This is a genomic window from Niabella yanshanensis, assembly GCF_034424215.1.
Classification (GTDB): Bacteria; Bacteroidota; Bacteroidia; order Chitinophagales; family Chitinophagaceae; genus Niabella; species Niabella yanshanensis.
This window is the reverse complement of record NZ_CP139960.1, coordinates 2,890,463-2,906,641: the sequence shown is the minus strand read 5'-3', so window position 1 is coordinate 2,906,641 and position 16,179 is coordinate 2,890,463. Positions and strand designations below refer to the sequence as shown.

General features: G+C 43.5%; 9 protein-coding genes. All 9 read left to right on the top strand.

Annotated elements, in window-relative coordinates:
- The first annotated feature begins 39 nt into the window (after window positions 1–39).
- The 9 genes from U0035_RS12055 (at window position 40) to U0035_RS12015 (ending at window position 16,179) form a co-directional block, all read left to right on the top strand.
- On the top strand, window positions 40–3,279 hold the full coding sequence (locus tag U0035_RS12055; RefSeq protein ID WP_114790038.1) for a SusC/RagA family TonB-linked outer membrane protein: 3,240 nt from the start codon (window positions 40–42) through the stop codon (window positions 3,277–3,279).
- Window positions 3,280–3,314: 35 nt separating this feature from the next.
- Complete coding sequence (locus U0035_RS12050; RefSeq protein WP_170138300.1) at window positions 3,315–5,138, top strand: RagB/SusD family nutrient uptake outer membrane protein; 1,824 nt, start codon at window positions 3,315–3,317, stop codon at window positions 5,136–5,138.
- A 57-nt stretch (window positions 5,139–5,195) separates the two neighbouring features.
- Window positions 5,196–6,860, top strand: coding sequence for a DUF4957 domain-containing protein (locus U0035_RS12045; RefSeq protein WP_114790036.1), 1,665 nt, complete (start codon window positions 5,196–5,198; stop codon window positions 6,858–6,860).
- Window positions 6,861–6,951: 91 nt separating this feature from the next.
- Complete coding sequence (locus tag U0035_RS12040) at window positions 6,952–8,718, top strand: fibronectin type III domain-containing protein (protein WP_211316373.1); 1,767 nt, start codon at window positions 6,952–6,954, stop codon at window positions 8,716–8,718.
- Window positions 8,719–8,750: 32 nt separating this feature from the next.
- Complete coding sequence (locus U0035_RS12035; protein ID WP_211316372.1) at window positions 8,751–10,076, top strand: pectinesterase family protein; 1,326 nt, start codon at window positions 8,751–8,753, stop codon at window positions 10,074–10,076.
- A 20-nt stretch (window positions 10,077–10,096) separates the two neighbouring features.
- Window positions 10,097–11,845 carry a pectate lyase gene (locus U0035_RS12030; protein ID WP_114790035.1) on the top strand — a complete coding sequence of 583 codons (1,749 nt, stop codon included), beginning with the start codon at window positions 10,097–10,099 and terminating at the stop codon, window positions 11,843–11,845.
- Window positions 11,846–11,855: 10 nt separating this feature from the next.
- Window positions 11,856–13,289: a pectate lyase family protein gene (locus U0035_RS12025; RefSeq protein ID WP_211316371.1), complete on the top strand. Its 1,434-nt coding sequence runs from the start codon at window positions 11,856–11,858 to the stop codon at window positions 13,287–13,289.
- 50 nt (window positions 13,290–13,339) lie between these two features.
- Entirely contained in the window at window positions 13,340–14,773 is a 1,434-nt protein-coding gene (locus U0035_RS12020) for a pectate lyase family protein (protein ID WP_114790034.1), read from the top strand.
- Complete coding sequence (locus tag U0035_RS12015) at window positions 14,770–16,179, top strand: pectate lyase family protein (RefSeq protein ID WP_114790033.1); 1,410 nt, start codon at window positions 14,770–14,772, stop codon at window positions 16,177–16,179. Before U0035_RS12020 ends, U0035_RS12015 begins: the two co-directional genes overlap by 4 nt.

Sequence of the window (16,179 nt, the reverse complement as noted above, 5' to 3'; positions counted from 1 at the left end):
ATTAGCCTTTTTAACCCATAAACTAAAATTAAAAGCCACATGAACAGATTATTGCTTGTGTTATTGACGGTCTTTTTTTGCCATGTATTAAAGGCGCAGACCAAGATTATTACCGGTACGGTATTAGACGAAGATGAAGCTCCTATATCGGGTGTGAACATTAGTACACAGGATAGTAAAAAAACTGCCCAAACGAACGCACAGGGTAAATTTACAATTACAATACCTGCGGAAGAGAACATTCTGCTAACTTTTACTTCTACTGGCTACAAAAGTCAAACAGCTGCTGGTTTGGATGGTATGACCATTACCATGGTTAAAAATGTTGTTTCGGAAGAAGATGTGGTGGTAGTGGTTGATTATGGTTATGGCAAAATCAAAAAGTCTGATCTCACCGGTTCCGTAGCAACTTTGTCTGGCAAGGATTTAGCCAAGATTCCTATGGCCAGTGCCGCTTCTGCTTTGACCGGCCGGTTGCCAGGCGTACGGGTTCTTACCACTGATGGTGCTCCAGACGCTGACGTAAGCATCAGAGTTCGGGGAGGAGGATCAATTACTCAGGATAACTCTCCTCTTTTTGTGGTGGACGGATTAATAGTTTCGAGTATTCGTGATATCCCTCCTACAGATATCGAAAGCGTCAATGTATTAAAAGATGCATCGGCTACGGCAATTTATGGAGCAGCAGCGGCCAATGGTGTTATCGTAGTTACTACAAAACAACCCAGAGCTGGTAGAGTGTCTGTCTCTTACAATGGATTTTACCAAATGAAAAAATTACCTGAGGACCGGAAGTTAAAAGTTCTAAGCCCGTATGAATTTGTTTTGGCAAATTACGAACACAACCGGCTACAGTCTGATGCCGCAGTAAGGAGCTTTGAAACTTTCTTCGGGGCGTACGATGATTTAGAGTTGTATAAGAATAAGCCCGCCAACGATTGGCAGGATATTTTGTTTGGATCGCCACGCGCTTCTCAATACCATAATCTTACCTTATCGGGCGGTACCGCTATGACCAAGGTATTTTTAAGTCTTACCAATAATAAAGATGAAGGTCTGTTAATCAATAACGGGTTTAAAAGAAATGCGCTTAATTTTAAGCTGGATCAGAAAATCAATGAAAAGCTGTCAGTGGGACTGGCTACGCGTATTACTAAAAGTGTTGTAGATGGTGCCGGAACTTCCAGCGCCCAGTTGTCTATAAAAGACGCGGTGCAGACAAGGCCTACGAATGGATTAGCTGATGAGATGGTAATTGCTCCTGGTAATATTGATCCTAATGATGATTTTGCACAATTTATTCAAAGCCTGGTAAGTCCGTCAGAACTTGTTAAGCAGGACTGGAGAAAGCGTACCACACAGGATTATGTTTTAAACCCTACACTGGAATATAAAATCTTATCTAACCTTACCTTTAAGTCTAACTATAGTTATGCAAAAACTTTTGATGAAAATCTTCGTTTTTACGGTCCGTTAACCGGCGAGTCATTTAATAACGGAGGCAATATGCCGTTGGGTGAAAAAACCGATCAAGAAAACTTTTCCTACCGTTGGTTTAACACGTTAAACTATCGATTCCGCAATCTTAAAAATCAAACTCTCGATGTACTTTTAGGGCATGAGACAAGTTCTAGTGGTGGTAAAAGTACTTTTATCCGATCTGAAGATTTTCGCCTCTCTATAACGCCCGAAGAACTTTTCGCCAACATGGCTTTTGGCAGAACAGACAGGCTGCAAACCGGAAATGCAACTAATGGAAATAGGGTTTCTGGGTTTGGTCGTATTGATTATCAGTTGCTCAATAAATATATGGCCACATTCACTTTTCGCGGTGATGCTTCGAGCCGTTTCTCTAAAGAAAATCGATTGGCATTTTTTCCCGCTGCAGCTGTGGGTTGGAAAATCTCAAACGAGAAATTCCTTTCTGGGGTATCATGGATAAAGGAATTAAAGTTACGGGCCAGCTATGGTGCTACCGGAAACGATAAAATTCCGACCACGGCCTCTCAATTCCTTTTTACAGGTACCACTAACCGCGGCCCTGGCTTCGGGAATGTAGATAATGTATATTACACACCGGAAGGTTCCGTACTTTTCAATCCCAACCTGAAATGGGAAACTACCATCAACCGCAATATCGGTTTGGATTTTACTCTGTTTCGCTCAACTATTACAGGTTCTCTGGATTTTTATAAAAACACAGTAAAGGATCTGCTTTTTCAAACAGCAATTCCAACTAACACAGGCTTTGGCGCTCAATGGGCTAATATAGGAAGCAATTCTAACGAAGGCATAGAACTAGGATTAAATGCAGACATTATTAAGAGAAAAGATTTGCTGGTGAGCGCTAATTTTAATATTGGCCGAAACGTTGGCAAAATTGTAGAATTGGACGGAACCAACTCGCGTTTTCAGCAATCCAATTGGGCCAGTACCGATTTGAGAGACAGGGATGATTTTTATTTTGAAGTTGGCGGCAGAATTGGAAATGTGTATGGGTATGTAACCGATGGATATTACCAAACTTCCGATTTTGAAAGTTACGATGAGGTAAGCCGCCGGTATATTTTGAAAGAAGGGGTTCCTAATTCAGGCGGTACAGTAGGAAATGGTAACGTGCGCCCTGGTTTCCTGAAATTAAAAGACCTTAACGGAGACGGAGTGATTAACAGTGAGGATCGGCAGGTTATCGGAAACACGTTGCCTAAAGCACAGGGCGGTTTTGGATTCGATGTTACCTACAAAAGCTTTGATCTTTCTATATTTTTCGACTGGACCTATGGCAACGACGTGTATAATGCCGGTAAGATACAATATAGCCAGTTCAGGCGTGTAACGTATGGAAATCTGTTGGATGCCATGAGCCTGGAAAATCGCTTTTCTTATCTTGATGTAGACGGATCATACACCGGAACACCGGGAGGTATCGTTACAGACCTCACTCAATTGGCGGAAATGAATGCCAATAAAAATATATGGTCGCATGCCAGCCATGGTGTTGCTCAGGCGGTAATTCATTCGTGGGCTATCGAAGACGGTTCTTTTATACGCCTTAACAATTTGAATGTGGGATACTCATTACCGAAAAAATGGATCTCTAAAATTGGAATGAACCAGTTCAGGGTATACTTTACCGGGAATAATCTTAAGCTTTGGACCAAATACTCTGGTTATGATCCTGAGGTAAGTACAAGAGGTAACGGACTTACACCGGGAGTGGATAATTCAGGGTTTCCCAGGAGCCGCTCATTTACTTTCGGAGTGAACGTTACTTTTTAATGTATCCATTATTAAAAAACTTAAAAATGATACCAATGAAACTTAAATATATAGCGATTCTCGCATTGCCTGTATTGCTCGGTTCATGTAAGAAATTTTTAGAACCAGACTCTTTATCCACTTTTGACATTGAATACGTGTACTCCAATGTGGATGATGCCCGTAAAGGTGTAAATGCTGCCTATGAAGCATTTGGAACAGATGGTTTCCGTTCGCGTCTTTCCAATAACATGACCGGTAACACAGATATTGAGCATGCCACCGGTTGGGGCAGTCAAAGTGACCGTTATCAAATATGGGATTTGAATGCACTTTCTACTAATGGCGATCTGCGCCAGTTCTGGAACGCGGCCTATACCTCAATCCGAAATTCAAATATTGCCATAGAGGGTATTGAAGCCAGCGCCGCTTTACAGTCGCCGGATGTAGCAACAAAGAATCTGATGTACCATATGCTGGGCGAAGCTTATACCATCCGCGCATTTTGGTATAGCATGCTTATTTACTATTTTGGAGATGTTCCCAATGTGCGCGAGTACCCAAAGGCCGGAGCTAACTTCTTCCTGCCTAGGGAAGACAGGAATGTAATTCTTTCGCAGGTAATAGAAGACCTGATCAAGATCGAAGATAAAATGATGTGGGCGGATCAGTGCCCTTTTACCACAGAGCAGGTAAACCGGGAGTATACTATAGGGATGATAGCCAGGCTGGCGCTGCAGCGCGGAGGATACTTCCTAACACCTGAAATGAACATGGAGCGCGAAAGCGATTATCTGGAGTATTACCAGATTGCAAAAACCTATACTGAGAAGCTGATAACGTTAAAGGACAGGCCACTGCCAACAGATTACCGCCAGATATTTATGAACCAAAACAAATTCATTACTACGGTAAACAGTGAGATATTGTTTGAAGTGCCGTTTGCGCTGGGTAATGGCGACGTAGCATGGAATATCGGTATTACAGTAGATGGTGGCGCAACAGCAACGCATCAGTACGGATCGGGCAGTAATTATATGGCTATTCCGCCCAGCTACTACTTTTCCTTTGACACACTTGATGTAAGAAGAGATGTGACCTGCGCACTGTATAAAGTTAATACCGACTTTCAGGAAGTGTTTGTAAACGGTCCGACCAATATCGCACAAGGAAAGTGGAGCCGTTATTTTTTACCTAACCCGCCTGGCCAGAATTCAGCTAAGGGAACAGGGATCAATTGGCCCATGATGCGCTACGCAGACGTATTGCTAATGCATGCCGAAGCAGTAAATGAATTAGAAGGGCCTACGGCTGCTGCTCAGGAATCTTTAACAAGGGTAAGAAGACGTGCTTTTGCCGAAACCTTGTGGCCGGTAAAAGTGGATAACTATGTTGGCGCTGCATCTTCGAGTAAAGAGGATTTTTTTAAGGCTATAGTAGATGAGCGTGCCTGGGAATTTGGCGGAGAAATGATTCGTAAGTATGAATTGATTCGATGGAATCTATACGCTCAAAAAATGCAGGAAACAGTTGAAACCCTGCAGGATATGGCTAACTCAGCAGTTACCGGAGCTGGAAAATATGCGAACTATCCCAACTATATGTATTGGAAACGTGATAATGCCGGCCATTTTATGGTATTAAATCCTAACCGAAAAGCAGTGGCTGCACCAGATGAAACATGGACACGTGTGAATTTCCTTCTTGATCTTTGGGATGGTACCAAAGCTACTTATAAGGAATGGGTAACCAAAGACTGGGCAAATTATTATAATGGTCCGAAGCCGGGAGTGGCAAGGTATATATTCCCGATTCCTGAAGAAGCCGTTGCGGCGAGCAAAGGGAATATGACGAACGACGGATACATGTTCGGTAACTAAGTTTAAAATTGAATCAGCGTATATCATTTAGATCTTGCCATCAATAAAAATTTTAAGATGAAAAAGATGCACACCATATTTTCAGCCCCCCACCTGCTTTTTGCTATTGTGATGGGAGTGCTGTTTTTTACAGCTTGTAAAAAAGACGACGACAATTATGAACAAACCAGGTTGTTCAGGCCCGTTTTAAATGGACTAGGTATGACAGTTGAGAATAATGTCATTACCCTCAATTTAGGGAGGATGAAAGAAGCAACTTCATATACGATTGAAATAAGTCGTGACTCATTTAAACTGGTAGACTACACGGTAACGATAGATACCAATTATGTTGTTTTAGACGAGGCTTTGCTGGGAGAAGGGCTTTTGTATAACACGTCTTACCAGCTTCGCGCTACCGCCAACGCAGCTGACCCGCAATTCAACAGCAAGTCTTCCGATTTGGGGACCATTCGTACTATGCGTTTCCCGTCGGTGTTAAATACGCCCCGGAGTTTTGATGTTACAGACACCAGGGCTAAAATTACCTGGGCCGTATCAGGAGCTGCAGTTACCGGTGTTAAAATATTTAGTCCTACAGACGTCAGACTTACTACGCCACTTAAGGAATTTAATGTTTCTGCTTCTGACCAGGCTGCTGGAGAAACTATTATAACTGGCCTTACACCAAGTACGGAATATCAGGTAGCTATATACAGCGGCACTACATTAAGGGGATGGGTAAATTATACTACGCTGGTACCCGGCGTGGATGTAAACGCCCCAAATGTTATTGATTTAAGTGAATCGGAAGACCCCACGGCCCTTACGGCGGCACTGGCTGCTGTGCCTGAGGGCGGTATTATTTTGTTGAAAAAGGGATTCAGGTTCAATTTGCCTACAGCTGCAATTAGTAAGTCGGTTACATTTAAAGGGGCTTATGGTTTTTCAGAAACAAAAGCGGCACTGGTAAATACTTCTGGTAATATGACAATCGCTACCGGCTCAAATATTGCACATATTGTATTTGACGATCTTGAAATAGATGGGCAAAATATTTCCGGAAGTTATGTGTTTAATCCAACAGGAGCCCTTACACAGGTACAGGAACTGAGATTCGAAAATTGTAATATTCACCATATGCGTGGTATCATACGCATCAGGGACAATGTCTTTATAAGAAATTATATTATCTCTAACTCTATTGTACATCATATTGGAGGATATAGTGTACTTACTGCCGATACAGATGGAGCTGATAAAGCAGCTTTTGGTAATGTGAAATTTTTAAATTCAACTTTTTATAAAATCAATTCGGTAATTCAGACACGACAAAACCTTCAAAGCTTTGAAATAGAAAGTTGCACATTTAATGAATTTACTTCAGGAGGCGCCCAGTTTGCGCGTTTCAGAGGCCCGGCGGGGTTTAATAATGTGACTAATGGCATCAGTATTAAAAATTCCATCTTCGGTCACGGCTGGGATGAAACCGGAACGCAAAACACAACTGTAACCATGAAGAGCGGCTTGCCCTCAACTACATTTACTATAACCAATGTGTGGGGGACATCCGATTTGAAAATAGCAGCGGGCTCTGAAATTCCAGGTTTACCAGGAATGACTTATAATAATACGGCGAGCAAGCTATGGGGTGATCCTTATAACGGGATATTTAGCATATTGGATCCCACTTTTGCAGGGAAATATGATTCCGGCGCACCGGTTTGGAGAACGAAATTATAGTACCGTGTTTGATCAAGAGGGTATTGCCAATACCCCCTTGATTCTTAAAATTTCTGATTGAAGTACTGATATCCGAATACAAAAACAAGCCATGGTTAGAATAAGTTGCATTTACAGCTTAAAGGTGCTTTTTATTGCCTTTACTTTCTTTACAAACTCCTGTAATAAAAACTCAAATGAACCGACAAAAGATAGTATGGAATTGGCGACACCTAGGGGACTACATATTCAGGCAGCCGCAACTTCGGCTAAATTTACCTGGTCGCCGGTTGCCGGCTCATACGGTTATCTCGTGGAAATAGGGAAGGGAACAAATTTTTCCGGTGCTTTTTATAAAAGTGATACCCTTTTTATGACAACTTTCGAAGTAGCCAATCTTGAAGCAAAAACAGACTATACCATCCGGCTAAAGGCACTTCATAAGGACAACCCGTCAGCTACTTCAAAAGGGTTGTATGAAACCTTTAAAACTGCAGCGCTTGCAGCTCCTGAAGAGGCCTTTGCTTTTCCGGGCGCAGAAGGCGCCGGGAAATTAACGACCGGTGGCCGGGGCGGTAAGGTAATAAAGGTTACTAATTTAAACGACGCCGGTGCGGGAAGCTTAAGAGACGCCATTAACCAAGCCGGTAAACGGATTATTGTTTTTGAAGTATCAGGTAATATTAAACTTAAATCAAGATTGCAAATAAAAAATGGTGATGTTACTATTGCCGGACAAACGGCACCGGGCGATGGTATTTGCATACAGGACCAGGAAGTAAACATTGCCGCTAATAATGTAATCATTCGTTATATGCGGTTCCGACTGGGTGATACTTATGTAGCCACTATTGAGGCCGATGCTTTGTGGGGAAGAGATCTGCAGGATATTATATTAGATCATTGCAGCACGAGTTGGTCGATCGACGAAACAGCCTCTTTCTATCATAATAAAAATTTTACGATGCAGTGGTGCATGATTACCGAGAGCCTGACCAACTCGGGTCATTCAAAAGGATCTCACGGCTACGGCGGCATTTGGGGTGGTTCACCGGCAACTTTTCATCATAATTTAATTGCACATCATACCAACCGTAATCCACGTTTCGACGGCGGGTTACGTTACAGTAGCGGCAGCGGAACGCAGGTTGGGCAGTTTGGCCCCGATAAAATTGATTACAGAAATAATGTTATTTATAACTGGAGCGGCAACAGCACTTACGGGGGCGAAAATGGTCAATATAATTTCGTAAATAATTATTACAAGTCGGGGCCCGCTACTCCTGCAAATTCGAGGTACAGGTTTATGCAGGTGTCAAAGGATAATGCTACCGGAGCCCCCGATCCAACCGTTTTTGGCGTAAGTTATGGAACTTATTATTTGTCTGGGAACTATATGGCAGGTAATGGCAATGTAACTGCCAATAACTGGGCGGGCATAGTGTATGACGGGGGCGTAACCGAAGCCATGGCAAAAAAGACAGAGCCTTTTGCTTTTGGCGAAGTGATTCCGCCAACTGCCGAGCAGGCTTTCGAAGCTGTGTTAAAATATGGAGGTGCCTCTTATAAAAGAGATGCGGTTGATACCAGGATTATGAATGAAGTTAGAAATGGTACCGCTACCTATAAGGGCTCGATCTCTGGTGTTTCCGGTATTATTGACACGCAAAAAGATGTGGGTGGATGGCCTGTGCTTAATTCATTACCCGCACCGGCTGATGTGGATGCCGATGGTATGCCCGATGCCTGGGAAACAGCCAACGATCTTGATCCTAAAACAGCTAATGCTAATGGTAGAAATTTAAGCAATGTGTATGATAATATTGAAGTGTATATAAATAGCCTGGTAAAGGCTATAACCGATGGACAAAAACTTTGATGATTATTTAAACCGTTTTTAAAACATTTATTATGGTATACAAAGCGGGTTCGGGCTTATTGGGTTTAGTAGCCGTTTATATACTGCTGATGTGCTCCTGCTCTAAAAAAGAAAGCCCGGTTACTAAAGATGGGCTGGAATTTCCCACACCTGGGGAAGTACACGCAGAGGCGCAATCTACATCCGTTAAACTAAGCTGGTTAGAGGTGGCTGGAGCTTATGGCTATTTAGTAGAAATAGCTAAAGGCACTACATTTACCAATCCCTTTTATAAAAGCGATACGCTTTTTGTTACCCAAACCGAAGTAACCGGCCTGGAAGCTTTGAGCAATTATACTATTCGACTAAAAGCACTTCATAAAGATAACCCTTCTATTACTTCAAAAGGTTTGCTACAGCAGTTTACAACTGTCGCACCGCCTATAATTGAAAAGGTTCCGGATGTGGTGGTTGCCAAAGACGGCTCGGGAAATTATACCAAGGTACAGGCTGCCATTGATGCTGCGCCAACCAACAGAACTTCTTATTATTATATATATGTGAAGAAAGGCGAATACAAAGAAGTGATATCTATCAACCAGGATAAGCCTTATATATATCTTGTGGGGGAAGACAGCGCACAAACAATACTTACATACGATAACCATAGCGGCAAACCCAAACCAGGGGGAGGAACTTTTGGTACTGCTGATTCGAGGTCTTTCTATGTTAAAGGCAATCATTTTGTAGCCGACAATATCACATTTGCCAATACAGCCGGAATGAACGCTGGCCAGGCGGTTGCCATTTATATTGATGCAGTCGCTTCAGCATTTATCAATTGTCGCTTTTTGGGATATCAGGACACCTGGTATGCTCACAATGCCACCCATCAGTATATCAAGAACTGTTACATAGAAGGATCGGTCGACTTTATGTTTGGGGGAGCGAAAACGCTGTTCGATAATTGTCAGATACATAGCAATCGCACCGGAGGATATGTAACCGCAGCGTCTACGCCAACAGGGCAGGACTATGGCTATGTTTACTTGAATTGCAACTTTACTGCAAATGCGGGGGTATCGGCTGTGTATTTAGGAAGACCCTGGCGCCCAGAGGCCCAGGTGGTGCTTATGGCTTGCCAGCTGGGTAGTCATATCCGGGCCGAAGGGTGGCATAACTGGAACAACCCCGATAATGAAAAGACGGCTTACTATGCCGAGTATAAATCAACCGGTCCGGGTGCCAACGCTATAGGTCGGGTAAGTTGGTCACACCAGCTGCCAGATACAGAAGCATCGAAGTACACATTTGAAAAAATGTTTGGCAATTGGGATCCGGGTTTCCTGGCCGGAAATGTTCGGATAGTAGTTAAATAACATTAAATATTTACAATAAAATGTATAAACTAAGTCGCAGGCGCAACTTGATCGTTGCTGGTACAATACTGGTTTTTATGTGCGCCTGCACCAAAAAAGAAAATTCTGCAACTAAGGATGGGCTTGAATTACAAGCACCTCAGCAGGTACAAATAGAAACGCTTTCTACTTCGGCTCAACTAAGCTGGTCGGCGGTGGAAGGAGCTTATGGCTATTTGGTAGAAGTAGCTAAAGGTGCTAGTTTCACCAATCCTTTTTATAAAAGCGATACGCTTTTTGCTATTAAAACTGAAATAACTGGTCTGGAAGCGAAAACAGGCTATGTGGCCAGAATAAAAGCCATTCATAAAGACAACCCATCCCTTACCTCAAAAGGTTTGCTGCAACAGTTTACAACCACCGAAGCTGAAGTGCCAGAGGAAGCGTTGGCTTTTCCCGGTGCCGAAGGATTTGGGAAAATGGTAACAGGGGGGCGTGGCGGCAGGGTAATAAAAGTCACGAATTTAAACGATGCGGGAGCCGGAAGTTTGAGAGACGCGGTAAATGCCAGTGGGCCAAGAATTATTGTTTTTGAGGTTTCCGGAACAATACAGTTAAAGTCTCTTCTTAACGTCAGGAATAAAGATATCACGATTGCCGGTCAAACCGCTCCCGGCGATGGTATTTGCATCAGGGATTATCCCGTTTCTATAAGCGGGGAAAATGTTATCATCCGGTTCATGCGTTTCAGGATGGGCGACGCGGCCCAACAGGAAGGCGATGCATTAGGCTCTTTTGAAAATAAAAATATGATCATCGACCATTGCAGTATTAGCTGGAGCACCGATGAGTGTGCCTCCTTTTATCAAAACGATAATTTCACCATGCAATGGTGCCTTATTTCCCAAAGCCTGCGCAATTCGGTGCACGGAAAGGGGGCGCATGGTTATGGAGGTATATGGGGCGGGAAAAATGCCAGCTTCCATCATAACCTGATGGCCCACCACGACAGCCGTAACCCGCGCTTTGGCGAAAGAGAAGGCCAGGCTTATGCGTTAACCGATCTTACTGATGTACGCAATAATGTTTTTTATAATTGGGGCGGTAACAGTGCTTATGGCGGCGAAGCAATGAATATCAATATTGTGAACAACTACTACAAGGCTGGCCCTGCCACAAAAAATGCCGAGCGTATTTACTCTCCCGATAAGTATATGAAAAATACAGAGTCGCCTATTTATAATAAATGGGGTAAATTTTATATCACAGGTAATTTTGTGGAGGGTAGTATACGAACCTCCGATGATAACTGGACCTATGGTGTCTACAACCAGTTTCATAGCAGTTACGGTACTGTTTCTGATGCTGACAAAGCTGCTATGCGCATGGCTGCCGAACACCCCGTACAAAATAATGTGGTTACCTATACGCCGTCTAAAGCATATGCCCAGGTACTGGCCTATGTGGGAGCGAGTTTAAAAAGAGACGCGCTCGACGCTACAATTATTAGCGATGTAACTAACAAAACCGCTACAGCACAGGGTTCTAACGGAAGCACCAATGGTATCATAGATACACAAGCAGATGCTGGTGGATGGCCCGTTCTTAATTTGTTAACGGCACGTCCAGACACAGATGGCGACGGAATGCCGGATACATGGGAGGTTGCAAATAAACTTAACCCGCAGGCGGCGAACGCTAATGGTAAAGATTTAAGCACTGTTTATGATAATATAGAAGTGTATATTAATAGCCTGGTTGGTGCAATTACAACCAATCAAAAATTATAATCATTAGTGAATGTTTTTAAAATTTCTTACACCGTTAGTCTTAGTCTCGGGGAGCGGTGTGGCGCAGCCGCCCGCTTTGCCGCAGGTACCTCAAAGTGCTCTTATAGCCTTTCCCGGCGCAGAAGGTTTTGGGCGATTCACTACCGGCGGACGCGGAGGCCAGGTTATAAAAGTAACCAACCTCAATGATAATGGAATAGGTAGCCTGCGCGCAGCCATAGAAACCAAAGGGCCCCGTATTATTGTATTTGATGTTTCGGGAACCATTGAACTTCGCTCTAATTTACGCATCAACAACAGTGATATTACTATCGCAGGCCAAACCGCGCCTGGTGATGGCATTACGCTGAAAAATTACCCGGTAGACCTTGCGGCAGATAATATCATTATCCGTTTTATTCGATTCCGTATGGGTGATGAGGCTAAGCAGGAGGGCGACGCTATTGGAGGCAAGTGGCGGAAGAATATTATAGTCGACCATTGCTCTATGAGCTGGAGCACCGACGAATGTGTTTCTATCTATAATAACGAATACACTACATTACAATGGTGCATTATTTCGGAGAGCCTGCGTAATTCGGCCCACCAGAAAGGTGCCCATGGATATGGAGGCATCTGGGGCGGCCGTTTCGCTACTTTTCATCATAACCTGATGGCCCACCACGATAGCCGGGTTCCACGCTACGGCGAACATGCCAACCATGAGTTTGCATTAACCGACCTGGTTGATGTGCGTAATAATGTTTTTTATAACTGGGGTAACAACAATGCCTATGGCGGGGAGGGGATGAACATCAATATAGTGAACAACTATTTCAAGCCAGGCCCGGCAACCGTAAAAAAAGACAGGATTTATTCACCCGATAAAAACCGGAAAGAAGGAACCAGGGTATACAATATATGGGGCAGGTTTTATATTGATGGGAACTTCGTTAAAGATAGCAAGCAGAGCACGGCAGACAATTGGACCTATGGGGTTTACAATCAGCTTCACCACAACTACGCATCCATTACAGCGGCAGAAAAGGCAGGCTTAAAAAAAGAAACACCACATCCTTTTAATGATAACTTACGCACTTACACAGCTCAAAAAGCTTATGACCAGGTCTTACAATTTAGCGGTGCGTCGCTGGTAAGAGATGCAGTAGACCAACGAATTATCAACGACGTGGAAAAACAATCCTTCACTGCCAATGGTTCTGCGGGGAGTAAAAACGGCATCATCGATTCACAAAACGATGTGGGTGGATGGCCGGAGTTGAAATCATTACCCGCTCCAAAAGATACAGATGGCGATGGTATGCCTGATGTCTGGGAAATAGCGAATAAACTGGATCCAGAGAAGGCAAATGCAGCCGGCAGAGATTTGAACAAAGATTATGACAATATAGAAGTGTATATCAATAGCCTGGTAAAAGGTATTATCGACAAACAAAAATTATAATATTTAATACAGTGTTCCTTCTTGCTGATTGAATAAGTAAAAGCTAAAACATGAACCTGAAGTGGATATTAAGCATATTAGTCGGGCCGGCATTTTTAATTTCCTGTAAGCCACAGGCCGCATTGGCCATCAGGCCTGTCATTGAAGAAAGGCCTGTTGCATTTCCCGGCGCTGAAGGATTTGGCAAGTACACTACCGGCGGCCGTGGCGGCCGCGTTTTGATTGTGACAAATTTAAATGACGACGGAGACGGCAGCCTGCGAAAAGCAGTAGCTGCCAAAGGACCCCGTGTGGTAGTTTTTAATGTTTCGGGAACCATTCGTTTACGATCGAAATTAAATATAAAAGGAGAGATAACGATAGCGGGCCAAACAGCTCCGGGAGGTGGCATCTGTATCGCCGATTATCCGGTATCCATTACGGGTGACAATGTGATCATTCGTTTTCTCAGGTTTCGAATGGGTGACAGGTACCAGAATAAAGGCAGGGTTGACGGGGCCGGTGCTGATGATGCTTTCAGCGCATCGGGAAGGAAAAATATTATGATTGACCATTGCAGTATGAGCTGGAGCACTGATGAAGTATGTTCTATATACAAAGGCGATAGCACTACGCTGCAGTGGAACCTTATTACCGAGCCTTTAAATTATTCCTACCATTTTGAAACAGGTGATAAAGACTTTGAGCATCATGGTTATGGAGGTATCTGGGGCGGAGCACATTTCAGCGCCCATCATAATTTAATAGCACATTGTGTTAGCCGTACGCCCCGGTTTAACGGGGTGCGGTTAGGAGAAACGGATGAGCTGGCTGATTTCAGAAATAATGTCATCTACAACTGGGGCCATAACAATGTATACGGTGGAGAAAATGGCAAGTATAATATCGTTAATAACTACTATAAGTACGGTCCGGAAACAAAGAAAAATGTGCAAAGCCGGATTGTCAATCCTACAAAGGGCACCAATACATACAGCCCTTATGGGAGTTTCTATGTTGCCGGTAACTATGTAGATGGCGACAATAAAACCACTGCTAACAATTACCTGGGCATACATGCAGATAAAGCAACAACCGAGCGGGAGAAACAAATGGCAATAGCGGGCCAGGCTTTTCCGGCTATGCCTGTCAGCGAACAACCGGCCCGGGAAGCTTATAAAGCGGTACTGCAATATGCAGGTGCCGTATTGCCTCAAAGGGATACGCTGGATCAGCGGGTGATCAAAGAGGTAGCTAGCAGAACCGGAAGGTTTATTGATGTGCAGGGTGGCTATCCGCATGGAACCACGTATGAAAAAACAATTAATGCCTGGCCTTTCTTAAAACAGGAGCTATCGCTTACAGATACGGATCAGGATGGTATGCCGGACAACTGGGAAATAAAGAACCAACTCAATATAAATAATCCCGGCGATGCAGCCCTTTACAGCCTTCATCGATCTTATACTAATATTGAAGTTTATATCAACAGCCTTGTTCAATGAAAAGAATCTTATATATACTGCTGGGAATTCTGATAACGAAGGGGATCAGTGCTCAAACCATAGCATTCCCCGGAGCGGAGGGATTCGGTAAGTATGCAACCGGTGGCCGGGGGGGTAAGGTGGTAACCGTCTCTAATTTAAATGACGATGGCCCGGGAAGCTTTCGCGCGGCTTTCAAAGAGTATCCCGGTGAGCCTATTACCGTTGTTTTTTCTGTGGCCGGAATTATAGAATTACAATCACCCTTAAAGATCAGCCGCTCTAATATTACAATAGCCGGGCAAACAGCGCCGGGAAACGGTATTTGCCTGAAAGGGAATTCATTTATTATTAATGGTGCGGGCGATAAAACCGGCGTGAGAGGGAATATTATTATAAGGTATCTCCGCTCGAGGCCCGGTGCAAAAATAGCTAATGGTGTATATGGCTTTAATATGGAAAATAGCCAGAACATCATCATTGACCATTGCTCCTTTACCTGGGCCAATGAAGAGTGTGCCGCTATGTATGATATCAAAAATGTGACGGTACAATGGAGCATTATCAGTGAAGGCTTATACAACGCCAATCATCATAAGGGACTGAGAGCTTATGGAGGGGTATGGGGCGGGCAAAATGCTTCTTATCATCACAATCTTATATCTAACCAGAACAGCCGTACGGTAAGGTTTAACGGGGCCAGGGCGCACGACACATTAGCTGTAGTTGACTATAGTAACAACGTTATCTTTAACTGGAAGAGCGCCAATGCCTGTTATGGTGGTGAAGTAGATATACCCGGAGGTAAGTCCGCCATTAACCTGGTTAATAATTATTATATTCCTGGTCCGGCTACGGAAAAGGAACTGAAGTTTGTAAAAGCTAATTACAACCCGGCAAAAGCTAAAGGTTTTGGCCAATGGTATCTGAAGGGTAATGTGATGGAAGGGCATAAAAAACTTTCGGCTAATAATAGTTCAGGCATTGATCTTTCAGAATTTCCGGAACAATATAAAAAACAGGCACTTGTTACAGCACCATTCCCTATTGCGATACCCATAGTCTTACAATCTGCCCGTGAAGCCTATCAATTGGTGTTAAGTCAGGTAGGCGCATCTTTACCCAAATATGATTCGGTTGATCAACGGTTAATAGCAGAGGCAAAATCACAAAAAGCATCGTGGGGTGAAAAAGGCATTATCAATGATGCTTCGGATGCCGGTGGCTGGCCCGTATATCAATATATAAACGCTCCTGTAGACACAGACAAAGATGGTATGCCGGATGAATGGGAGCTAAAAAATGGATTGAATCCTGAAAGGATAGATAGCAATGAATATCAATTAAGTAAAGAATATACCAGTATTGAAGTATATATAAATGGTTTGGGAAGTAAGCGCCCGTCCATCCCAGTAAATAAAAAATGA